Annotated in this window: 17 protein-coding genes; 3 read left to right on the plus strand and 14 right to left on the minus strand. The window is 28.8% G+C overall.

Going from position 1 to position 25490, the window contains the following annotated elements; genetic code table 11:
* Window positions 1-7: 7 nt before the first annotated feature.
* Window positions 8-1234 carry a serine hydrolase domain-containing protein gene (locus ACFQZW_RS00885; RefSeq protein WP_386781300.1) on the plus strand — a complete coding sequence of 409 codons (1227 nt, stop codon included), beginning with the start codon at window positions 8-10 and terminating at the stop codon, window positions 1232-1234.
* Window positions 1235-1422: 188 nt separating this feature from the next.
* Here ACFQZW_RS00885 and ACFQZW_RS00890 read toward each other — a convergent pair whose 3' ends face one another.
* From ACFQZW_RS00890 to ACFQZW_RS00925, 8 genes are all read right to left on the minus strand, one after another.
* Window positions 1423-4626, minus strand: a complete 3204-nt coding sequence (locus ACFQZW_RS00890; RefSeq protein WP_386781301.1) for a S41 family peptidase — start codon at window positions 4624-4626, stop codon at window positions 1423-1425.
* 119 nt (window positions 4627-4745) lie between these two features.
* Complete coding sequence (locus ACFQZW_RS00895) at window positions 4746-6518, minus strand: hypothetical protein (RefSeq protein ID WP_298264843.1); 1773 nt, start codon at window positions 6516-6518, stop codon at window positions 4746-4748.
* A gap of 16 nt (window positions 6519-6534) precedes the next feature.
* Window positions 6535-7743, minus strand: coding sequence for a DUF4249 domain-containing protein (locus ACFQZW_RS00900; RefSeq protein WP_298264845.1), 1209 nt, complete (start codon window positions 7741-7743; stop codon window positions 6535-6537).
* Between the two features lie 31 nt (window positions 7744-7774).
* Entirely contained in the window at window positions 7775-10531 is a 2757-nt protein-coding gene (locus ACFQZW_RS00905; protein ID WP_386781302.1) for a TonB-dependent receptor, read from the minus strand.
* Window positions 10531-11298, minus strand: coding sequence for a hypothetical protein (locus ACFQZW_RS00910; protein ID WP_386781303.1), 768 nt, complete (start codon window positions 11296-11298; stop codon window positions 10531-10533). The genes ACFQZW_RS00905 and ACFQZW_RS00910 overlap by 1 nt, the downstream gene beginning before the upstream one ends.
* A gap of 164 nt (window positions 11299-11462) precedes the next feature.
* The gene (locus ACFQZW_RS00915; protein ID WP_298264851.1) at window positions 11463-12998 is read right to left on the minus strand and encodes a YifB family Mg chelatase-like AAA ATPase; all 1536 of its coding nucleotides are present in this window, start codon (window positions 12996-12998) and stop codon (window positions 11463-11465) included.
* Between the two features lie 18 nt (window positions 12999-13016).
* Window positions 13017-14051 (minus strand): LacI family DNA-binding transcriptional regulator, encoded by a 1035-nt coding sequence (locus tag ACFQZW_RS00920; protein WP_386781304.1) that lies wholly within the window; start codon window positions 14049-14051, stop codon window positions 13017-13019.
* Entirely contained in the window at window positions 14051-16435 is a 2385-nt protein-coding gene (locus tag ACFQZW_RS00925) for a penicillin acylase family protein (protein ID WP_372802380.1), read from the minus strand. The genes ACFQZW_RS00920 and ACFQZW_RS00925 overlap by 1 nt, the downstream gene beginning before the upstream one ends.
* Window positions 16436-16561: 126 nt before the next feature.
* Between ACFQZW_RS00925 and ACFQZW_RS00930 the strand changes: the two genes are divergently transcribed.
* Window positions 16562-17035, plus strand: a complete 474-nt coding sequence (locus tag ACFQZW_RS00930; protein WP_372802382.1) for a hypothetical protein — start codon at window positions 16562-16564, stop codon at window positions 17033-17035.
* On the plus strand, window positions 17025-17225 hold the full coding sequence (locus ACFQZW_RS00935; RefSeq protein ID WP_386781305.1) for a helix-turn-helix transcriptional regulator: 201 nt from the start codon (window positions 17025-17027) through the stop codon (window positions 17223-17225). Before ACFQZW_RS00930 ends, ACFQZW_RS00935 begins: the two co-directional genes overlap by 11 nt.
* A gap of 48 nt (window positions 17226-17273) precedes the next feature.
* Here the strand turns inward: ACFQZW_RS00935 and ACFQZW_RS00940 are convergent, their stop codons facing one another.
* The 6 genes from ACFQZW_RS00940 to lpdA form a co-directional block, all read right to left on the minus strand.
* Window positions 17274-17798 (minus strand): DinB family protein, encoded by a 525-nt coding sequence (locus ACFQZW_RS00940; protein ID WP_298264858.1) that lies wholly within the window; start codon window positions 17796-17798, stop codon window positions 17274-17276.
* Window positions 17799-17800: 2 nt separating this feature from the next.
* The gene (locus ACFQZW_RS00945; RefSeq protein ID WP_386781306.1) at window positions 17801-20389 is read right to left on the minus strand and encodes a phosphoenolpyruvate carboxylase; all 2589 of its coding nucleotides are present in this window, start codon (window positions 20387-20389) and stop codon (window positions 17801-17803) included.
* Between the two features lie 66 nt (window positions 20390-20455).
* A complete protein-coding gene (locus ACFQZW_RS00950; RefSeq protein ID WP_298264861.1) occupies window positions 20456-20848 on the minus strand; it encodes a hypothetical protein in 393 nt (130 codons plus the stop codon).
* Window positions 20849-20921: 73 nt separating this feature from the next.
* Window positions 20922-22268, minus strand: coding sequence for a tRNA lysidine(34) synthetase TilS (gene tilS / locus ACFQZW_RS00955; protein ID WP_386781307.1), 1347 nt, complete (start codon window positions 22266-22268; stop codon window positions 20922-20924).
* 22 nt (window positions 22269-22290) lie between these two features.
* A complete protein-coding gene (pabB, locus tag ACFQZW_RS00960; protein WP_386781308.1) occupies window positions 22291-23586 on the minus strand; it encodes an aminodeoxychorismate synthase component I in 1296 nt (431 codons plus the stop codon).
* Between the two features lie 83 nt (window positions 23587-23669).
* The gene (lpdA, locus tag ACFQZW_RS00965; protein ID WP_386781309.1) at window positions 23670-25070 is read right to left on the minus strand and encodes a dihydrolipoyl dehydrogenase; all 1401 of its coding nucleotides are present in this window, start codon (window positions 25068-25070) and stop codon (window positions 23670-23672) included.
* Between the last annotated feature and the right edge of the window lie 420 nt (window positions 25071-25490).

The raw sequence follows: 25490 nt of genomic DNA on the forward strand, positions 1-25490 counted from the left end.
ACCTCGTTTGAAAAAATTTATTAAATATACCGTTTTACCCCTAATTATTTTTTTAAGTATATTCATACTCAGCACTTCAAAAAAAGAAAATTTAAAGGAAGATAAGACGGAAAATGTAATCACTTCTACAGTAAAGAAACAAATTGCACATCAAATAAAAAAATACCCAGCAAAGCAAACAAAAAAAGTAAGTCAACAATTAGATTCATTATTGCAAAGAATAAATAAAAGACATGATTTTCATGGTTCTTTATTAATAGCAAAAGATGGAAAAATTTTATACGAAAAACAAATAGGTTATGCTGATTTTAGAAAGAAAGATTCTTTGAATGCTTCTTCAATATTTCAATTGGCTTCAGTAAGTAAACAGTTTACAGCCGCAGCAATTATGCTGTTATACGAAAGAAACAAAATTAAACTAACAGATACTGTAAATCGTTTTTTTCCAGACTTCCCTTATAAAAATGTTACCATTACTAACTTACTAAATCACACAGCAGGATTACCAAAGTATTTTTGGGTTGCCGAACATAAATGGAAACAAGAAAAGGCTCCTACAAATAACGAGATGATGAACTTATTACAAACTAGTAATGTGCAAAGGTTTTTTAAACCAGGAAGAAATTTTGATTATTCAAATACAGGTTATTTTGTATTAGCTTCAATAGTTGAAAAAGTTAGTGAAATGAGTTTTAGTACTTTTGTAAAAAAGAATATTTTTGAACCACTGGGGATGAAAGATTCCTATATTTTTAGTTATGGAGTTGATATCGCGAAAGGAAATCAACTGGACGGTTATAGATTGTATAGAGGTTGGAGGCATTTAAAAATTAACAACACAATAAATGATGCTATTGTAGGTGATAAAAATGTGTATTCAACAAGTAGAGACTTGTATAAGTGGATACTTGCACTTAATAGCGGTGAGCTACTATCAAAAGAGTCGTTAAAACTTATGTATTCTTATGGAAAAACTATGTATGGGAGAAAAGTTCCGTATGGTTTTGGTTTTAGAATTGATAAAGATGATAAAAACATGATTTACCACCATGGTAAATGGAATGGTTTTAGAACAGGAGTTACACAATATTTAAATGATAATTTAGCGATTATTATTTTAGAACATACTAGTTATAATGGAATTTCTTCACTCACTAAAAAAGTAAAAAAAATAGTTGAAGAAAATTTTGTTAAAGATAATTTACAGTTTGCTGAAAACTTAACCTATAATTAGGTTTTAAAGCTTTCAGTTATAACCTATTGAAAAAAACCACTCAATTGAGTGGTTTTTCATTGCAATTTCCCATAAAATAACAATAACATATATTTCTTTTTCCTATTTCAAAAGTAGGGCTAACGCTTAAATAAATTAAGGGGTGATTAACTGAAAAATAAAGGGGAAATTCCCCCTTTATTTTATTTTTAAATGTCTTTTAATAATTCTTCTACAGCTTTTTTAAGCTGCGTATCAGTTCCTTTTGACCTATCATCAGGGCTATTGTTTATGACTATATCTGGCATTGCTGGAGTAAAATCCATGTTTTTTTCAGAAGATTTTACATACCAACCTCTATAAGGAACTCTCACATACGAACCATCTATTAAAGTTTGACCTCCAGTTGAAATTACAGCTCCAAAAGTTGGGATGCCTACTAATTTTCCTAAACCCAATTCTTTGTAAGCATGTGAAAATATTTCAGCATTGGAATAACTATTTTGGTTGCATAATGCAATTGAAGGTTTGGTCCAAGCAGCTAAAGGCAATCTTTCACTAAACGGATAATAGTTTTTAAAGGCTTTATGATCTTTACTTAAATCATTTGATGCTCCTCTAGGAATAGTATATGCATGTTGTTTAACATTTAATACTGCCATTAAATAATCAGTAGTCCATCCACCACCATTGTATCTTACATCAATCACAATTCCTTCTTTTCCAAACCCTGCAGCGGTTAATTCACGTTCAAAATGTTCAAAACTTGTCCAATTCATCCCTTGAATGTGTATATAACCTAATTTTCCATTTGAATATTTTTCGGTTAAGCGTTTGCGTTCTTTTACCCAAGCATTATAATTATCTGTTCTTCCACTTGACTTAGGTCTAATAATAATTTCTTTATCAACTCCTTTAGAGGTTATTCCTAAAATAATTTTTTCATTGGTTGTGGCAACTAAATGTTTGTAAATATTTTCTGAAGTTGAAACTTTTTCTCCATTTACTGTGTTGATAATATCTCCAACCAAGAGTTTGCTAATTTCTCTGTCAGCAGCAGAATTTGGCACCACATAAGAAATCTTTAATTTATTATTAGCCATTGGCATTAACTCTACACCCAATATACCTGTTCTCTCATTTTGAACCTCTTTTCTATCTTCTCCTCGGTACATTCCCATATGACTGGCATTAATTTGCCCTAACATTTTATTAAAAATAATTTTAAAATCATCTCTAGTAGAGGCTTTTAAAGCTAATGGTTTGTATGTTTTTTTAAGCTCATTCCAGTTTTGACCATGATGATTAGGATCGTAAAATCGGTCTTCAATTGTTTTCCAAGCTTGTTCAAAAATTTGATTGGCTTCCTCGGTATAATCAATAATCATTTTAGCATTAAAAGGAATGCTTTCTTTTTTAGCATTTGCTAATTTTATTCTTGAAATTCTACCGCTACTTATGTAATAAATATAATCTTCTTTGTCGGTTAGGGAAATATTTCTTGGTCTTGTATTACCTTTAGTTAATTCTTTGTTTTCTTTTCCGTCCCAGTTAATTTTATATAAATTTGAAGTTACATCAGGATTTCCTCTTCCACTATTTCCTGTGGTATAATAAAAAGTTTTTCCATCTTTAGAAATGGCATTTAAAAACTCACCTCCATTATAAGCTGTAACTTGCTGTTGGCGTTCGTGTATATTGTCAAAATCAATAATGATATCAGGTATAGAATTTTCTTCCTTGTTTTTGTCTTTCTTTTCTTTTGTATCATTGGTGATTTCTTCCCAATCTTGTTGGGTTTTTTCCCAATCCTTTTTTTGTAACCATACAAACCATATATCATGGTCTCCATTATTTCTGTTTGAAGAAAACCCGATTTTTGATCCGTCTTCACTCCAAATTGGTCCAAAGTCAGATTTAGGGTGCATTGAAATATTCACAGGTTTTTTACTATTGTCTGCTTTATGAATGTAAATTTCGTCGTTAAAGTATAAATCGCTTAAACTATATGCTAACCATTTTGAATCTGGTGACCAAGAAATTCCAGAAGGAGTATCCCAACCATCAACCAATGTTTTTTCATTACTTATTTTACCATCGTTGTCAATAGAAGCGACTATAAGTTTTCCATATCCCTTATTAAAAGTTATTGATTTTTTGTTAGGAGCCAACTTTATATTTGAAACACCTTCTTTATGGTTGGTAAGTTGTGTAATTTGATGTTTTAATGAGCTAAATAAATTTTTATTTTCAGCATCATTAGATGTGATGGCGTAAATATTATCAGTTCCATTTCTATCAGAAACAAATAATAGAACCTCATCATTTAACCATACCACATCTTCATCTTTATAAGCTGAATTTGAAACACTGATTGTTCTATTCTTCTCAGAATTGTTTTCGGTTATAAAAATTTCACCTCTAATAACTATAGCGCTTAATTTTCCATTTGGTGAAACTTCAACTTCAGAAGCATTATTGGTGTATGATTTTCTAACTATAGGGTCAAATCGATAATCACTATTAATAGTAATTGAAATAGGAGTTGTTTTATTAGAAGTGATATCTAACAACCAAATTTTATCACCAGAAGTCATAACAATATCAGTTCCATTACTACTTAAATCGAATGAGAAAATTCCCATATCTTTTAAGTTTGTAATCTGAGTTATTTCACCAAGTTTATTTCCATTTTGGTCAATAGTTAATTTATGGATATTGTATTTTCCACTTCTTGCAGATTGAAAATAGAGGGTATTATTATTAGCCCATTGAGGGGCTAAATCTTGACCTACAAATGATGTAAGTTGATGATAGCTATCATTTTTAATATCATACAACCAAATATCTCTATTTGCTGGACCTTGATATGCTTCACGTTCAATTCTACAGGATCCTTTTGTAAAGGCAATAAATTTTTTATTTGGTGAAAGGGTAGCATCGAAGCCTACTGTGTTAAGTAATCTAAAAGGTGTACCACCATTTGAATTTACAGAATGAACTTCTGGTTCACGTTCAATTTGCACAAAATTTCTAGCGGTACTAAATATAATATTGTTATCAGTAGTGAAATCTGTAACCTGATCATTGGAAGAGTGGTAGGTAATTCTTTTTGGTATTCCACCAGTAGAAGGAATTGTAAAAACATCATTATTACCAAACCTGTTACTTTGAAACGCTATTGTTTTTCCATCTGGACTCCAAATAGGATTGGTGTCATAAGCTTCATGTATAGTTAAACGTTTTAAATTATCGCCATTTTTTGAAGTAGTCCAAATATCACCTTGATAATTAAAGGCTATAGTTTCTCCATTTGGGCTTAATGTTGGTGAATTAATTAACGGATTGTTTTGTGAATTTAAAGTAGTTTGAATTGTAAGTATACAAGTAAGAGTGAAAAGTATATTCTTCATAAGTAAAATTAATTGATATACTTTCAAAGGTACTAATTTGATTTAGTGAAGATTGTAGGTTAAGAATAGTTTTAACAAAAGTTTAAGGTTTAATTCAGATTAAAACTTATAGTGAAACATTATTTTACTTTAAATTTATTTTTTAGAGAAATGGGAATCCCTTCATTAGTAAAACCTTCTATACAGATTTCATATTCCCCCAAATTGTCAGAAGTAAAAAAACTTATAGAGTCTTCTTCCATGGTTAAATTATAATTAGGAATCCATAATAATTGATTTCTATAATCTGGAATACGATTTGTGTTTTTGTCATCACTATATATTTGTTTAAAATAATTTTTAGTAATTAGTGGCCTGAATAATTTAATTTTTTGAATATGCGTATCAGAAAAATCAGGTTCAAAATTTCCATTAAAGGTTTCTATAAAAATTACACCATCAAAAATTGTTGAGTTCAATGAATAAGTATCCATAAGAACACTAATTTTTTTAATATTGTTTGCGTTATAGTCTAACAAGTTGTTGTGGTTTTGAACCAAAATTCCGTCAACTAAAACCAAGGCAGGTAAATCAAATTCAAAAAACTGATCTTGTAATTTTATATGGAAAGTGCTACTTTTTTTCTTTTGTCTAATAGCTACTTCATTAATAATTTCAATAATTGTTTCTTTAATGCTAGGAAATCTAGTGTAATCATCAAGGTTATAAACAATAGCTTTAGTATTGTAAATTGTGTTAATTGAATCTATGGTTTTATATGTTGTAGGTTTTGAACTTGAAAATACGTCTTCAATTTGATTGTAAATACTTCTTTTTAAAATATAATCTTTCCATTTAGGAGTTATTTTAAAATTATAAAAATTAAGAGTTTCATAATTTACAGATGAATGTTCATCCATGACAATATTAAAGTTATTTCTTTTTTTACCAATTACTTGAATTATAGCATTGGTACTTTCATATTTTTCAGGAATACTAAAATAAAAGTTACCTAAATTATTGGTAGTGGAAATTTTAAATATTGACTGTTTTCCTTGTATAGAAAGTGCAATTTTAATATTTGAAACATCCAAGTTTACATCATTATTGTTAATTACTTTACCAGAAATTAATTCACCTCTGAGTTCAGGTAAAGTAATGATTTTTTTTATTGTTGATGTAGTTGATTTTGTTGATAAATACTCAATGGCTGTATATTTATTTGGGGTATTAAAGCTATCAATTTTTCTAACAGAAATAGAATAATTACCTTTAGATAAATTCTTTTTTAAACTTTTAATTTTTAAAACTACCTGCTCTCTATTTTTAAAATTATGTTTATTAACACTTAAATCTATATATTCATTTAAGAAAGATAAATTTGATGAATTTTTTTTGTTTTGCAGCTTTTCTTGTTTATTAATATTCGTTTGAAAATCTAAAGGTTCAGTTTTTTCTAAAATAGAAGGTTGATTTTCTTGAAATGGATTAAAAATACTTAAATCACTTTGAAAGTAATTAGTTTGAGTTGAATTTTTCATCCATTGAGTATAAGCAATTAACTTGTAATTTCCAGATTGAATTTTAGCAGGAATTAGAAAGTCTCCTTGTCCTTTTCCGTTTTCTAATCTTATTTTATGTTTAAAAATAGGTTTTTTATCAATTCCAATCAATTCAACATAAGCTATTTTACTTAAATTGCTTGATGTATTTGTATGAGTGTTTAAGCAATAGATTTTATAATAAAGAAATTCTCCTGAAAGTAAAAAAGAAGTGTTTTGGTGAACAAATATATTTTCTTGGTAAATATTATTTAAAATAAATGAATTTTCATTGTTTATGGATATTTGACTAAGCAATGAGCTACTTTTAAATAAAATAAAGATGGTTGTAAAAATTATTATTTTTTTCATTTTTTTTAATTTCTAGTTAGTCTACCCAAAAAGTTGGTTTAACATTAGTACCATATTTAGTGCAGTCGCCGCATTCTACAGGTACAACCAAGTAAGGTCCAGGGTTGGTATAGTTTGGCTCTAGATTATCTCTAAAATATTTTACTGTACCACTATTTAAAGTTACTGCTAAATCAGAAAGATCACCTCCTTCTGGTTTGTTAGTTGGAGCAAAAGGTTCGCATTCTGTAAAATAAGGAGGTAGAGGTTGATTAGGGAAAAAATCTTGATAATTAATAAATATTCTTTTTGTTGAAACTGATGAAACTTCAAATAAACCAACTACCTTATCATTTGGGGAGTCCACTGAGAAAACATTTCCACCAAAAAAGCCTGGCTGATTTTGAGAGAAAATGCTTTCTGATCCAGACAATTTATTAAGGGTTTTATAAAAAGTAAATGCCTCAAGAGATTGTACATACTGTTTTACTAAAATACTATATCTATGAGATATAATGGTGTTATCTTTACTTAATATTCTAACAGGGAATTTAGTAACTCTATCTTCAATAAAACCAGTAGTTTCTTTTTGAATAATTGAATTTGAATTTACGGTATTGTAACATGTTTTTTCTTCTCTTGTTTTTAATTGTTTTTCAATTGTATATGAGTTTGAATTTTGGACTACAACTAAATCATATTGATTCCATTTGGGAGCCACAATTTTATACGTTTCTTCAAACTCATAGCGATAATATCTAGAATCACCATTTGGATTATAGCTGTCAACAAATAATGTGATGTTTTCAAATCCTAAATCATTAACCTCTAAAGAAGGATATAAATTATCAATTTGTGTGATGCTTGTTAATTGTGTTGGTTCAGTAGTGTAAGATTTGCCTTCTTGAGTAGTTATAAAAAGTTGATAATTAATATTTGGTTGAGCTTCAAATTCGTTGGATGAGATATACTTACCAGGAATAGTTTCTATAAAGTTATAAGTGTTTTGATTGTCATCAATAATTTTAACGACTGCATTACTTTCAGGTGAAGGGCCATTACTATCAAGGGGAAATACTTTACTTAAATAAATTTCCTGATTTTTATATTCATTAGTTATTGTAGCTTTTATTATTAAAGCATTTTCTGATGTTGTAGGTTTAATATCGTATGGTTCAACACAACTATTGTTTAAAAATACAAGAATTGTAAAGATGATTGAGTAGAATATTTTATTTTTTTTCATAAACTTAATTTATTTACCTTTTCTTGATATATTAAAATTTAAAATTATAAGTTATGGTAGGTATTGGAATTGAAAATATTGAACTTTGATATGCTTTTACTTTACCCTTTTCAGTAACAAAAAATACAGAATAAGGATTGTTTCTTCCAAGAGCATTGTAAATAGAGATGTTCCAAAAACTATGAGCAAATTTTTTAATTTTATGATTCCCTTCAATATTAAAGCCTAAGTCAAGCCTATAATAGTCAGGAATTCTTAGCTTATTTCTATCACTATACAATACATAATCAATTCCATTGAAATTGTAATTTCCAACAGGGTAGGTTATTGGTCTTCCTGTTTGGTATGCAAAATTAGCTGAGAAGCTAAAACGCTTTGTTAATTTATAGTTGGCTACTATACTTATATCATGTGGCTTGTCAAAGTTAGAAGGAAAAAAATCGCCATTATTTATACGCTCTTCACTAAAAATACTATTGAATTTGTTAAATGAACGTGAATAATTATACCCAAACCATCCGTTAAATTTTCCTTTGGTTTTTTTTATTAAAAACTCAATTCCATAAGCTTTCCCATCTCCTTGTAAAACTTCAGTTTCAATTGATTTATTTAATAGTAAATCTGCTCCAACTTTATAATCAATTATATTTTTAGATTTTTTATAGTAACCTTCTAAACTAAGTTCGTAGGTGTTTCCGTCAATGTTTTTATATAGCCCTAAAGTATACTGATTGGCTTGCTGAGGCTTTATATTAAGGTCAGAAAGTTTCCAAATATCAGTTGATGAGGTCGTTGTGTTATTGGATAGCGTATGTATATATTGATAAGTAGAGTTATAACTTGCTTTAATTGAAAAATCGTTAAACAAGAAGTATCTTAATGAAGCTCTTATTTCAGGACCTCCGTAAGTTTTAATGACTTCGTTTTTCCCGAAGGTTAAAGTATCGGTTACGGTACCTTCACTTTTTGGAAATCCAGATTTATAGAGCTTTTGTGTAGCTTCTCCAATAGATGAGTATATAGAATATCGAAACCCTAAATTGAATAATAAATTTTTATTAACATTGTAATTATCTGAAATAAATATGGCAGATTCTAAAGCTTTTTCTTTAGGTATTTTGAATGGCTCAACAATTGATTCAGAGCCTTTGGGGTCTTTATTTCCAGGATTAACAACATATAATTTGCTCGAAATACCATAATCAAAACTATGCTGTTCGTTTAATAAATATTTCATTTTAAGTTTTAACTCAGTTTCATTAACATTATAACCTAATTCAAAATTATTATCAGAATTACCATCATAAGTGATATTAAATTTGTACTTACTGTTAACTAAGCTTAAATCGCCATGATTATTAGTGTTAAATTTATGATTCCATTTTAATGACATTAATTGATTATTATAACCATATAATGAATCCGAACTAATACTAAAGGAATCATCACTATAATATCCAGTAGCTTCTAAATTATTATTTTCATTTATTTTATGTTGATATTTTAGCACAGCATCATAAAATGAAGCGGTTGAGTTTTTTAACGATTTTTCATCTAAAGATTTTAAAATCCAATCCGAATAAGCTCCTCTTGCACCAACTAATAACCCTGAAGTTCCTTTAATTATAGGTATTTCAAGAGCAACATTACTAGTTACTGGACCAAATGATACTTCGCCTGAAAACTTTTCTGTATTACTGTTTTTTGTATTTATGTCAAAAACAGAAGAAAGCCTACCACCATATTCAGCAGGAATGGTTCCTTTATAAATATTGACATCTTTAATTGTAAATGGATTTAGAGCAGAAAAAATACCAAAAAAATGAGATGGATTATAAACCACTCCATTGTCCAAAAGAATTAAGTTTTGGTCTTCTTTTCCCCCTCTAACATTGTATCCGGAAGCTCCTTCTCCAGCATTTGAAATGCCAGGTAATGTTATGGCTACTTTTAAGATATCTCTTTCACCTAGTACTAGAGGAACACTTTTAATTGTTTCAATTTTAATTTGAGTATTTCCTGTGATAGCTTCTTTTATATTTCTATCTCTATTTGCTTCAATTGTTACTTCTTTTAAAATTTCAGCACTTTCTTGTAAAGAAAGATTTAGAGTTCCATTATCATAAATAATTACTTTTTTTGATGAATCTTGAATCCCTATAGATTTTGTTTCAATAATATTAATTCCGGGTGGAAGGTTGATAAAATAATACCCATTTATATCTGTAACTGTGTTGATATTTTTATTTTTAACTATTATAGCTAAGTTAGGAATAGGTTCGTTAGTTGTATTATTTTTAGCAAAGCCAGTAAGTGTATAGTGCTTTTTTCTAGAAAACTTATTTTCTTTACCAATTCTTACAGTTTCAATAGCTGTATCTGGGATAGGTACTTCTTCATTAAAAAAAACTGGCTCGATGGCTTCTGTTTGAGAAATTGTTTCATCTGATTCGTTAGAAAACCACTCAGGTAAAGTTCCGTTGATTAATATACTACGAGATAAAATAACTTTATTGTCGGATGTGATGAAATAATTAATAATTGTATTCTTAAAAACAGAGTCGAGTAAATTTTGTAAACTACTATTATTGAATTGACCAGATATCAGCTCATCATCAAGCCAACTTTCTACAAAATAGAAGCGATAATTAGTTAGGTTTTCAATTTTTTTTATAACATTTATTTTAGTTTCATTTTCAAAACTTATTGAGATACTTTTTGTAGCTACATTTTGTGAATTGATAAACTGAAAACAAAAAAATATTAAAATTAAAAGTATCTTTTTCATTAGTGTTTAGTTTCTGGATTTTTTAATAGAATATTTAAATGTTTTGTTAAGTTAACCATAAACAAATCAGGATCTGATTTTAATTGCTGTTTTTTGGAGCTGTAAAAACTTACAATATTTTTTTTAAGACTAGGAAATAGTTTTAACAGTTTATTTTTAGAATTTATTTTATAATATTTAAGATCATAGAAAATATAATAAGAACTATTATCTTTAAATTGACTGTAAACAAAATTTCCAATACGTTGTTTTCTTTCTTTTTTATGTTTTTTAAGCAATGTTATTTTTTTACTTTGAAAAGAAATTTCATAAAACCCAGAAATTTCTTCGTTATAAAATATTTCTTCGCTTTTTGAAATATTGATGAATTTATGATTGTTTATTGAGAACGTATCCACTTTGTCTTTTATTAATTGAATGATAGAGAAAGACGATTGGTTAGGAAGTTTAATAATTATTTCATCTTCATAAATATCATACTTCATTTTAATATTAAAAAAGGGTTGTTTATGATAAGTAATATTTCCATTTATAAATTTAGATGTTGAGTAAAATTTGTGATTTCCATCTATAGTTTTATATTTTTCTTTGTAAACTATTCCATTGTTGATCTCAGTATTTTCAACTCCAATAATGTTATCAAACCAATTATAATAATTATTATTTGTATTAAAACTAGTTTGACTTTTTACAGATGTAGTAATAATGATGGTAATAAAATAAAGAACAATTTTATTTTTTCTAAAGAGGGTATTAAAATAAATCATAGATAATTTTTAATAACGTAAATATAATAAATATTTTTTCTTAAAAAATTGGATTTTCTTCAAAATTTAATATTAAATACTTAATTAATTATATATATATGTTTATCCTTAGCTAATAAGTGAAGTTCTAAAAAAAGATATTAAAGCAAAGAGAGATTGAAGTTTTAACCTAGCCAGCCCTCTCTATCTAAACTTCTATATTGTATGGCTTCAGCAATATGGTTTGAAGAAATTTCTTTAGAATGTTCTAAATCTGCAATGGTTCTAGAAACTTTTAAAATTCTGTCATAAGCTCTAGCTGATAAATTTAAACGCTCCATTGCGTTTTTTAAAAGTGTTTTACTTTCATTATTTAATTCGCAAAATTTTCTAATTTGTTTTACATTCATTTGAGCATTGTAATGTACAGTCTCAATTTTTTTAAACCTTTCAGATTGTACTTCTCGAGCTTTAGTAACTCTTTCTCTAATTGACTTGCTTGTTTCACTTTGAGTTTCTTCAGAAAGTTTTTCAAAAGGAACAGGATTTACTTCGATATGGATATCAATTCTATCTAAAAGAGGGCCTGAAATTTTACCTAAATAACGTTGCATTTCAGCTGGAGAAGAACTGATAGGTGCATCAGGATCATTAAAATATCCACTCGGACTCGGATTCATACTTGCAACGAGCATAAAGCTACTTGGATATGTTACTGTAAAACGAGCTCTAGAAATAGTAACTTCTCTATCTTCTAAAGGTTGACGCATTACTTCTAATACCGTTCTTTTAAACTCAGGGAGTTCATCTAAAAATAATACACCATTATGCGATAAGGAAATTTCTCCAGGTTGAGGATATTGACCCCCACCTACAAGTGCAACGTCAGAAATTGTGTGGTGCGGTGATCTAAATGGTCTTGAGCTCATTAGACCTGAATCTTTAATTTTTCCAACCACAGAATGTATTTTGGTAGTTTCAAGTGCTTCTTGAAGCGTCATTGGGGGTAAAATAGATGGGAGTCTTTTGCTAAGCATTGTTTTTCCACTTCCTGGAGGCCCAATAAGTATAATATTATGTCCGCCAGCTGCTGCAATTTCCATAGAACGTTTTACAGATTCTTGTCCTTTAACATCAGCAAAGTCGAACTCAGGGTTGTCTATATTTTTATAAAATTCAGCTCTAGTATCTATAATTGTTTGTTCTAAAGGGATTCCTTCATTAAAAAAATTGATTACCTCCATGATATTGTCAATTCCATAAACTTTTAAATCATTTACAATAGCAGCTTCTTTTGCATTTTGTTTGGGTAAAATGAAACCTTTAAAACCTTCTTCTTTTGCTTTTATAGCTATTGGTAAAGCTCCTTTTATGGGTTGCAAACTTCCGTCTAAAGAAAGTTCTCCCATTATCACATATTCATTGATTTTTTCAGATTTTATTTGGTTTGATGCTGCTAGAATTCCTATGGCTAATGTAAGATCGTAGGCAGATCCTTCTTTTCGTAAATCTGCCGGAGCCATATTTATAGTTATTTTTTTACCGGGTAATTTATAGGTATTATTGTTTAAAGCAGCTGAAATACGATAGCTACTTTCTTTAATGGCGTTGTCAGGCAAACCAACTAAATGGTAGCCAATACCTTTGTCTATATTTACTTCAACGGTAATAGTGGTGGCTTCAACGCCAAAAACGGCGCTGCCATAAATTTTCACTAGCATATTTTTTTCTTTTAATGTTTAAAACTTGATGAACATTTTTTTAGTTGAATCTCGTTCAACTAATTTTGTTTTCATAATAATAGTTTCAATATTATTAAACTCAATTTTTTCTTCAATTTTTTGGATTAATCGTAAAGCCGCTGTTTCTCCAGTTGTATGAGCAAAACGATTAACACTTGTTAATGGAGGTGTGCTATAACGAGATAACATTCCGTTGGTAAACCCTATAATTGAAACGTCTTCAGGAATTCGCAAGTTTCTTTTGTTTAAAACTTGAGTGGTAATTGCTCCCGAAATTTCATCAACAGTAAAAATACCATCAACTTTATTGTTGTCAAGTATTTTATTGATGTTTTCTTTTAAGCCTTCTTCGCTATACTGTCTAATAATTAAATCTTCATTAGGGACTAAATCATATTTTGTATGTGCTTTTAAATAGCCTTTAACACTAAATTTACTTACATTCAACCCTTCTGAAACTGAAATCAATGCTATATTTTTACATTCAGATCTCATTAAAAAACGGGTTGCTTTGTAAGCACTTTTAACAGAATCGGTAACAACTTTATCACAATTGATTTCTTTATGAACTCTATCGTATAAAACTATAGGAGTACCTTCTTCTATTAAGGAATGAAAATGGTCGAAGTTTTTCACTTTTAATGTTTCTTCAGATAAACACGCAATAAAACCATCAATGGTTCCATTGGAAAGCATTTCCATAGTGTCTACTTCTTTTTTATGAGATTCATTGGTAATACAAGTAACAATATTATACCCTTTTTCAGCTGCTACCTTTTCAATGCCTCTTAATACACGTGCAAAATAATAGGTTAAAATGTTGGGGATGATAATTCCAATTGTTTTGGTTTTTTTATTTTGTAAACTAAGTGCTAAAGTATTGGGTTTATACTTGTGCTCTTTGGCATATTGTTGAATTTTTTGTTTGGTTTCATCACTAATTTCATAGCTGTCGTTTAAAGCTTTTGAAACTGTTGATATAGAAACATGCAATGCTTTTGCTATTTGTTTTATGGTTATTCGTTTGCTCATTATTTTGGTTGCACTATTAATTTTGTTGAAACACTTATGATTTCTTCTTTGTTCATTTTCATTTTTCTAAATTCACCTTTATTGTACATTTCTGTCTGATCTTTATAATGTTTACTAAAAGGATTTCCAGATTGTCCTGTTGGCAATATACTGATGCTATTTTCAACATCAGAAAAATCGATCACTCTTCTAGTAGAAGGACCGGCTGTAACTTTGTATAATCCGGTGTTGTTATATTCATAACCTCTGTTGTCAATAACTTCTCTGGCACCTTTCATAGGAAAAGGGCCTACATTAAAATATTTTTTTAATGAAGCAATGGTACCTAAAGGGTGTCCATGTTCTAAGGTATGAACTTTTCCCCAGTTCCAATCTTTTATATCATTTCCAAGTTGTTTTTCCAAAGCAGCCACAGCTTCAATTAAAGATTTTGATAATATGTCTTTTCTATTTTCTATGTTATCTTTTGTAGAAATATCATCCCACCAAATTGAATTTTTGTTTTTGACAACTTCAGCAATCATTCTTTTCATTAAATGAGTATTCATTAGTTGGTTAAACATTGTATCACCTAGCTCATCCTTAAATGTATTTTTTAAGTATAAATATACCCATTTATTATAAATAGTTGGTGCAACATGGTCTATTGTATTTTCTCCATTCCAAAGCTGTAATACATCAATAGCTCTTTGTTCGTTTTTACTAAAAGAATTAAAATCCATTATTTTGGTAAACTCTTTAATAATTTCAGGAGCAACAGATGAAGTAACATCATTAATCATAATAGCCATTGCTTGTTTATTCCAATTATTTTTGGGTTCTAGTAATTGTATAATTCTTTTAGCTCTATCTTCAGGTAAATAATAGCCAGGGTATAGCATATTGGCTATAGTATCTGGTTGGTTATTAGCAGAGTAAACATAGTTCCATTTTGGATTTTCAGCCATTGGATTATTGCTGAAATCTAAAAATTCTATTGGATATTCTTCACTTGAGGTTCCATCTAAAATAAACTTACTATTTACTTGCGATTTATGTTTGTATAGTTTTCCAGCAGCCCACCAAGCAACATTTCCTTTAGCATCTCCATACATAATATTTAAACCTGGAGCATGTATCATTGAAGCGCCTTTTTTTACGTCTTCCATTTTAGTAGCTCTGGAAATGGTATAAAGTGCGTCTAAAACTTTTCCTTCTTGTTGAGTGTAAACCCAAGACATTGCAATGGGGTTAGTAGTAGAGATTGTTTCTATAACATCATTTACTATAGGTCCATGTCTCGAACTTCTAACTTTAATTGTAACATCATTTTCATCTTTAACTTTAATAGTTTTAGTAAAAGTATTGTAGGTTTTAAATCCGTTTGGTGTTTTGTATTTATTAACGTTAGAAGGATGATTTTCTTCTTGATAAAAATCTATATCATCATTTTCAAACATCGTTAATCCATAAGCATAGTTTCTATTATGACCTAAAAGAGGAAATGGTACACCAGCAATATGGTATCCATACATTTCATAGTTTGCAGTTTTGATATGAGCTTCATACCATGTGCCAGGTTGCGAATACATAATGTGTGGATCATTTGCAAAAAGTACTTTTCCAGTAGTAGTTTTTTTTCCAGAAACCACCCAGCTATTGCTTCCTATAAAGGGAGGGATAGGTGATTGATTGATAATATTATTTACTTCTGAAACTAAATTGGTGAAATCTTCAATAGATTGTTTGGAGTTTTTTATAAGTACTGTGTTTGGGTTAATGTCAATATTTAAATCTTTCAAGTAGTTTTGCCCTAATTTTTCCTTAATAGCTGTAAGTAAAGGATCTGTTTTGTGTGCCATAGCAAAACTAAAAGACATATAACCTAATATATTATAAATATCAGTTAACTGGTAATGTTCTTTTTCAATTCCTATTAAAGTGAATTCAATAGGTGTTGGGCCTTCATCTATAAATTGGTTTACACCATTTAAATATGCAGTTGCTAATTTATAAACTTCACTATTTTGACTAAGTTTTTCTATAGATTTCTTAGATGCTTCTTCAATCCCTAAGCTCACAAAAAATTTGTCATTTTTAAGCATATCTTTACCAAAAATTTCAGACAATCTTCCGGGAGCAATTCTTCGCATTAATTCCATTTGCCATAATCTATCTTGGGCGTGAACATAGCCTAAAACGGTTAATGCGTCTTTTTCGGTTTCAGCATAAATGTGTGGAATTCCATAATCATCAAAATATACTTCAGCTTTTTTATCAATTGCTGACAATGATAAATTTCCAGAATACGTAGGTTTTAAACTATTATAATACATCCAGCCTCCAAGTATAGCCAGAGCTATAATAGTGGTAAAAATGAGAAGAGTTTTTTTTAGAATTCGCATGGAAATTTATTGATTTTATAGTTACTTCAAATATAATATTTTAAACCTTACGAAACTAAATAGTAAAAAATATTTGTCTATATGTAAAGTATATTTTACATTTGAATATATTTTAAATTTGAACTTATGAAATCACGATTTTTATTTTCTCACAAATTCAAGCATTTAGGTTGGATTTTATTTAGTACAGGCTTTGTATTGGGTGTTATATTATTATGGAATGATATAGAGTATCCAAATTGGGAAACGAATGTTTTTCCTTTAATTGGGTCAAATGATATTTTTTCAAGTACTATTTTTGAATGGACAAGTAATAATATTGCAGATGAAATAGCTTCAATATTAATTATTTTGGGAGGAATTTTAGTATCCTTTTCCAAAACAAAAGATGAGGATGAGTACATTTCAAAAATTAGAATGGAAAGTTTAATTTGGGCAACTTATGTAAATTATATGGTGTTGGTTTTGGCAATTATTTTTGTTTTTGATTTAAGTTTTTTAAATGTATTAATTTATAATATGTTTACCATGTTGCTGTTTTTTATGTTACGTTTCCATTATGTTTTATATAAATCTAAAAAACTTACTGATGAAGAATGATATTAAAGTACAAAGAGCTATTCATAATTTAACTCAAGCAAATTTAGCTGAAATGATTGGGGTAAGCAGACAAACAATTAATGCTATGGAACTTAATAAATATGTTCCTTCTACAGTACTTGCATTAAAAATATCATCTATTTTTAAAAAATCAGTAAATGAAATTTTCTTTTTAGACGAGAATGATTAAAAGTTATTAAAAAAGCCCTCTTATAAAGAAGGCTTTTTAGGATTTTAATTAACGGTTATTTAAATATTTTTCTTTTATAATATTTAAATGATGCATTTGATGCCCAGCAATAATAAAGCCTATAGCTCTAACTGTCATTTCGCTACCATTAGCAGTACCACTCATTTTAAACATTTCATTAGTAAAGCTTTTAAATAATGAGATGTTGGCTTTTCTTAAGTAGCTTAATTCATCTAATAAATCTGTTATAGATCTATTATTTCCATAAGAATTATCAACATACCAATTTTCATCAAAACCTTGTAAGTTGGTGGCGTCATTTCTAGAAAATCGCATAGCTCTATAACTTAAAACTCGTTCAGTATCAATAATGTGTTGAACTAACTCTTTAATAGTCCATTTACCTTTAGCATATTGATAAGTTAATTTTTCTTCAGGCAGCTCTTTAACAGTGTTAACTATATCGTTTAATGACCTGTTTAATACTTCAAATAAATTAACATTGCCTAAAGCTTTAATGTAATTTTTATAAAATGGTGCGTACTCATTTTCTGTAACATAAATTGAATTCATAATTAAGCTGAATTTCTACTTGCATTAATATTTCCAAATAAAGATCTGGTTACCATTTTTTCATATATTTTAATCTTTTCATGATTTGTATGTTCATCTTGTTGCAATTCTTGAATTTTAATTAATGCATATTGTTGAATAGTTAACAAAGGCAAAACAATATTTTCTCGAATGTTAATTGACTCTTTTCCAACTTTGTTGCTTTGCATTAATTCGGTATAGTTAGAAAGTTTTAAAATTAAACGTTTTGTAGTTAAGTATTCGTTATAAATAATATTCCAAAATTCTCCAAATTCTTTATCTTTAGACATATATGAAGTAAGTTCAAAAAATGATTTTGAAAGCGACATCATACTATTTCCAATAAGAGCTTTAAAGAAATCGGAGTTGTTGTAAAACTTGATTAATTTATCAAATTCACCAGCATCTTCGTACTTTTTTAATGCAGTACCAACTCCATAAAATCCAGGAACATTTTGTTTTAACTGACTCCATGAACCTACAAAAGGGATGGCTCTTAGATCTGAAAAGTTAAGTTTTGCGGATTTAGATCGTTTAGACGGTCGGCTACCAATATTAGTTTTTGCATAATATTTTAACGTACTCATTTTTTCTAAATATGATAAAAATTTTGGATGATTTTTAAATTCTGAATATGCTTTATAGCTAGTAGTTGCTAAATCATTCATAATTTCAGTATCATTTTTAGTCATTATATTGTTAGCATTGCTAAACAATTCATTAGAAATTCCAGCACTTAATAATTGTTCTATATTGTATTGTGATGAATCTAAAGTTCCAAAATTAGAACTGATAGTTTGTCCTTGTACGGTTAATTGAATTTCTTCATCTTCAATAGTTGGCCCTAAAGAAGCGTAAAATTGATGTGTTTTTCCTCCTCCACGAGCAGGTGGTCCACCACGGCCATCAAAAAAGATAACTTTAACACCATATTGTCTAGATATTTCAGTTAAATTTTCTTTAGCTTTAAAAATGGACCAGTTTGCCATTAAATAACCTCCATCTTTAGTTCCATCAGAAAAGCCTAACATTACTGTTTGTTTATTTTCTCTTTTAGCTAAGTGATTTTTATATGCAGGATTTGTGTATAATTTTTCCATCACACTTTTAGCATTTGTTAAATCGTCAACAGTTTCAAATAGAGGAATAATATCTGCTGTAATATGATGATTGAAGCCACATAAATTAAACATGGCAAAAGTTTCCATAACATTTACAGCTGTTTGGTTATTGCTTATAATATAACGGTTGGCACCTCTTTCGCCATTGTTTTGTTGAATGGCTTTTAATGCATAAATAGAGCCTAAGGTTTTGGCTGCCATTTCATCTTTAATAGTTGAAACATCTACTGCTCCTGATACTTCAGAAAGAATTTGAAGTTGTTCGTCTTCAGAAAGCTCAAAGTAGTTTTTAGGGAAAAGCGTACTTCCGGTTTTTTGTAAAGTTGTTACAATTTCTGAAAAAACATTGTGATGAACTCTGCTATCTTGTCTAATATCTAGGGTAGCAAAGTGGTATCCAAATAAATGTACCTTATTAATAAAACCATCTATTTCAGTTAGGTAAAGTGATTGGTGTTTTGATATAAGGGTTTCTCTAATTTGCTGTAATTTTTCAATAAATTCATTCAAAGCAATCATGGTGTTTATTTCAGGGTTTACACTGTTTTCAAACAATAAGCTTTCTAATTCTGAAATAATTTGCTCTACGCCATTAAACGTAAGTCTTCTTTTTAGTGAACGAATATCTCTATAATAATTTTTTAAAATGGTTTGTTTCAAGCGTTTTGCTACATTCAATGTAATTTCAGTAGTAACAAAAGGATTTCCATCTCTATCACCACCTGGCCAAAACCCTAAATTAATTATTTCATTTTTAATGGGATGTCCATCAAAAATATTACTTTGAACATAGTCGTAAACGTTTGCTATAGAATGGTAAAATACATTTTCTAAATACCAAATTAAGTTAACAGCTTCATCATAAGGTGTTGGTTTTTCATGTTTGAAAAAAGGTGTTTTACCTAATTGTGCTAACAGTTGATTTATTTTTAATAAATCATTTTTTTGAATAGCTTCAGTTAAATCTGTAATTATTCCTAAAACTGTTCCAGGGTAAAATTGTGTTGGATGAGCGGTTAAAACAACTCTAACTTTAAAATCTTCTAAATGTTTTTTTAAAGCTTCTTTTTTATTTTCTTGAGTAGCCATTTCTTTGCTATTACGAAGAGTGCCAACACCATCCATATTATTTACAACAGGGAAAGCAGCATCTTCAATAGCATCAAATAGAACAACTTGTCTTTCAATATATTGAATAAATCTAAACAAAAGATTTACTTTTTCATCTTCAGTAGGGTTTTCTTGATAAGTTTGAAAAAAAGATTCAACAATTTCATTAGGATTCTTTTTTGAAGAAAAACCATTTTTACAAACTTCATGGAAAAGAGGTAACAAAACACCTGTTTTACTAATAGTATCAAATGGTAATGTCATAAAAATACTATTATAAATTTGGTATTTAGCCAATACATTTTCATTAAACCTAGTAAGTTTTGGTTGTTTGTGCATATGTTTTTGTTTTTAAATGCGAAAAATACAAAAGCGAAGTTAAAATACGATTTTTAAAAGCTTAAATTAACGAAATCGTTTTTTTTGTAAATCGTTTTGATATTGAAATGGTTCATATAGTTTAGAAACTTTGAAAAAGCTTTTTTCTAATTCAAGTCGGTCCTTAATTTTTTTGTAAGTATCTAAACTAAATTTACTGGAAGCTTTAAAAGTAGTGTTTAAAGGAATGGTAAAGTAACCATTTTCTATATTTTTTTCGTTAATATAAACAAATTTATAAGAGTTAAGCTTTAGTCGTTCATTTAAATTAACAATAGCATTAAAGCTGCTTGAAGTGGTTGTTTGAGAATAAATACTTTTTGGGATAGTGTTGGTTTGTTTAGCAACAGTAATTTCTTGAGAAAAACTTTTTAAAACAACTAAATATAGAAAGACGAAAAGAATAGTATTTTTAAGCATAACAAAAAAATTACACTATAAATTTAGTGTTTTAAACAGGATAAACAAAATTTAATGCAAAACGGTTTTTAGTTTACAGAGTAACTTTTAAAATAGAACAAGTAGATTCAGTTACTTTAAATCTCTCATCTAAACGTTGTCCTATTACCCAAATAATATCATTATTAGAACATAAAAGCCAAACGTTTTCCTTTTCTAATATTGACATTTTTTCATCTTTAAAAAATTTACTCACTTTCTTTTTTCCTTGTAATCCAATAGGGTAGAAAAAATCTCCTTTTTGCCATTTTCTTAACGTAAGGGGAAACGTAATTTTATCGGCATCAATGGTTATTGCTTGAGGGCTGTTAAGCACTAATTCCTCCATTATTTTTTTTTGATGATTTTTATTGTCAAAGGGAATATCGATGGTTTCAAAAGTTAAGTTTATTGGAACGGAGATTTGGGTAGTGCCTTTGTGTATTTCAGTAAAAGGTATTTTTGGTTTTACGGAGATTTTGGAAAGTATTAAGCATTCTCTATCTTTAACCAAACGATGTGTTTTACTAAAAACTTGTTTACCACTTTGGGCATCTAATAAATTTGTGACATCATCCCATTCTGTAAAACCATAATTTTTAAGGAGTTCGTATAAATAAATTTTAGGGTCGCTTAGTTTTTTAAGTTTTAAAATATCAAAATGAGTTTCAGTTTTATGTACAGTTGAAACTTTATCATTTACATTTTGAATTCGATCTTTTACAATTTGTTGGCTGGCTTTTAGGTTGTTTAATGTTTGGTAAAATGTTTCTAATAAACTAGGGTTTAATTCTTTTAAAATAGGAATTACTTTATGTCTAATTTTATTACGAACATATTTAATAGATGAATTGCTTTTGTCTTCTCGCCATTGGAGTTTATTTTTTGCTGCATAAACTAAAATTTCATTTTGGGTAAAAGGAAGTAATGGTCTAACAATGTTTCCATTAATTTCAGGAATGCTAGTTAAGCCGTCTAAACCAGTACCTCTAGTAAGATTGATTAAGAAGGTTTCCAATACATCATCTTTATGATGGGCAGTTATTAGATAATCAATTTGTTGTTCTTTACAAATATTATCAAACCAATTATAACGTAATTCACGAGCGGCCATTTGAGTTGACAACCCTTTTTCGTTAGCATATTTTTCAGTTTCAAATTTTATGGTATAGGTTGGAACTTGCATTTTTTCACCTAAACCAATTACAAACTGCTCGTCTTTATTGCTTTCTTTTCCACGTAAAGTAAAATTGCAATGGGCCAATGAAATATCAAAATTTAGTTTTTTCATCAAGCGAGTAAGTACTACACTATCAATTCCTCCAGAGATTGCTATTAATAACTTTTTATGGTTTAAAAAAGGTAAATTTTTATCGATATGTTCTTTTAATTCCGCTTTCATAAGTTATGGTAAATATAACTATTTAGTTTACTAAAACTTGTTTCATAGCTTTAGCTTTTAACAAACATTCTTCATATTCTTTTTCAGGATTAGATTGCGCTGTAATTGCACCTCCAACAGAGTATGAAACATATTTTTTAGAAGCATTGTATAAAATACTTCTAATAATAACATTAAAATCAAAATCTCCGTGAGGTGTAAAATAGCCTACTGCACCAGAATATAACCCTCTTTTAGTTTCTTCTAAATTTTCAATAATTTTCATTGCGGAAATTTTTGGAGCACCTGTCATACTTCCCATTGGGAAAGTATTTTTAATAATATCTACAGGATGAACCTCTTTTTTTAAGGTGCAAGAAACAGTAGAAATAAGTTGATGTACTTGCATAAAAGTATAAACTTTACAAAGTTCATCTACTTTTACGGTTCCTTTTTTTGAAAACCGAGATAAATCATTTCTAACCAAATCAACAATCATAATATTTTCTGCACGTTCTTTTTGGTTTTGTTCTAGTTGCTTAATAAGTTTTAAGTCATCAATTTTATTAGCTGCTCTTTTAGCGGTTCCTTTAATGGGTTGAGAAACAACTAAATCACCTTCTTTTTTTAAATAACGTTCGGGTGAAGCGGATAATAGAAATTTATCGTTTAATTTTAAAAAAGTAGCAAAAGGAGGTTTAGAAATTTCATTTAAATTTTGGTAAACTATTACCGGATTAATTACGGAGTCTTCACTATAAAATTCTTGACAGAAATTAGCTTCGTAAATGTTCCCTTTTTGAATATGTGTTAAAACTGTATTCAATTTTTTAAAATATTCATCTTTATGAATTCGAAGTTTTATTTTAATATTTTCAGTAGCAGCCTTTGGTACAGTTTTTTTTATTTTTTTAATTTCATTTAAATCTTGTTCAATTTCATGTTTAAATTGATTGAGGTATTTTAAAGTAATGGTAGTTCCTTTAATGAATATAATTTTTGAAGGTTGAAAAAAAAACAACTCTGGAAAGTTAAGTCCATCAAAATTAGAAGAAGTTAAATTTTCAACATCATTTTTTAAATCGTAGCTTAAATAACCAAAAATATAATCGTTAATTTTAGTTTGGTATTCTTTAAGCTTTTTAAAAGCATTTTTATAATTGGTTTCAATTTTAGAAAATGCGCCTACAGCTAAAGCAGCATCAAAATTTGAATGTTTTTGTTGGTAGTTATTACTATCTAACCAAACAGCAGTTTTAAATTGCTGTGACCAGAGTAGGAGTTGTGTTTTAAACTCAGTACTATTTTCAATCTGAATTTGATAACTAGTTCTTTGCATTGTCGCAAAAATAGAAAAGTCCCTTCAAATTGAAAGGACTTTTTTATAAATATGTTTTCTGATTCATTCAGAATTGAAATGTATCAACTATGAATTGCTCTATTACTTACCGCTAAACAAGCTTCTTTAAAAGCTTCAGTAAATGTTGGATGCGCATGTGATGAACGAGCAATATCTTCAGAAGATGCTCTAAACTCCATGGCAATAACTGCTTCGGCAATCATATCTGCAGCTCTGGCACCAATCATGTGAACACCAAGAATTTCATCGGTTTCGGCATCTGCTAATACCTTTATTTGTCCATCCAAATCCATACTTGCTCTTGCTCTACCTAAAGCTCGCATGGCAAAAGTTCCAGAGTTATAGTTTACACCAGCTTCTTTTAATTGTTCTTCGGTTTTACCTACAGCAGCAACTTCTGGCCAAGTGTAAACAACACCAGGAATTAAATTATAATTGATATGAGGTTTTTGTCCAGCAATTAGTTCTGCAACCATGGTTCCTTCTTCTTCAGCTTTATGAGCTAACATAGCCCCTTTTACAACATCACCAATGGCATAAATATTTGATACATTGGTTTGTAAATGTTCATTGGTTTCAATTTGTCCTTTGTCTGTAACTTTTATACCTACATTTTCTAATCCTAATCCTTCGGTATAAGGTTTTCTGCCCACAGAAATTAGCGTATAATCTCCTTTAAACTCTGTTGAAACACCTTTTTTATTGTCAGCTGTAACAACCACTTCATTTCCATGATTTTTAACTGAGGTAACTTTATGACTAGTAAAAAATTTGATACCTTGCTTTTTTAAAGATTTTTGTAACTCTTTAGAAAGCATTGCATCCATTCCAGGTGTGATAGTTGGCATATATTCAATCACAGAAACTTGAGATCCTAATCTGCTATAAACTGACCCTAGCTCTAAACCAATAACACCACCACCAATAACTATTAAGTGTTTTGGTATTTCAGTTAAACTTAGAGCTTCGGTTGAAGTAATAATTCTTTTTTTATCAATTTCAATAAAAGGCAAGCTAGCAGGTTTTGACCCTGTTGCAATAATGGTTTTAGTTGCTTCAATTTTTTCTGTTGTAGCATCATTTTTTGCAATATTAATATGTGTAGCATCAGCAAAACTACCAACACCTTGATACATATCAATATTATTTTTATCCATCAAAAAGTTAATACCTCCTGAAGTTTGTGAAACCACTTCATTTTTACGAGCAATCATTTGTTCAAAATCTACATCTAAACCTTTAACTTCAATTCCGTGAGTTTTAAAATGTTTGGTTGCATCATAATAATGATGCGAGGAATCTAATAAAGCTTTTGAAGGTATGCAGCCTACATTTAAACAGGTTCCACCTAATGTATTGTATTTTTCAATAATTGCAGTTTTAAGACCTAATTGAGCGCATCTAATTGCGGCAACATATCCTCCAGGCCCTGAGCCTATAACAGCTACATCATATTTATTCATAATTGTATTGTAATGTTGAGTTGCAAAAATAGGATATTTTATGAATTGAATAATAAATACCTGATTAAAAGAAACATTGAAAAGGATTTATAAAGTTATTTTTTTTAAATTTTAAAAACATAAGATACTGAAAAACAATGTGTTAAATCTATTTTCTATTTAAAATAAAAAAAGAATTGTTAAATTGTATGATATTTATCACCATTTATTACCAAAAACGATCCATTTGTTAAAAACCTTAAAAATAGAGCTTTGTAAATTTATTTATACAAAACTTCTGGAGTATATTTGTTATTGAATTGAGAGATGTCCCCCACAAAACTCATTTATTTTTTGGCCCCACAGATTTAAAACAACAGTGTAAAAAAGCATTGTTTGGATAGTTAGACCCCTATAATTAGTTAAATTGTCTTTATGACA

Source organism: Lutibacter aestuarii (genome assembly GCF_042676885.1).
Taxonomy (GTDB): Bacteria; Bacteroidota; Bacteroidia; order Flavobacteriales; family Flavobacteriaceae; genus Lutibacter; species Lutibacter aestuarii.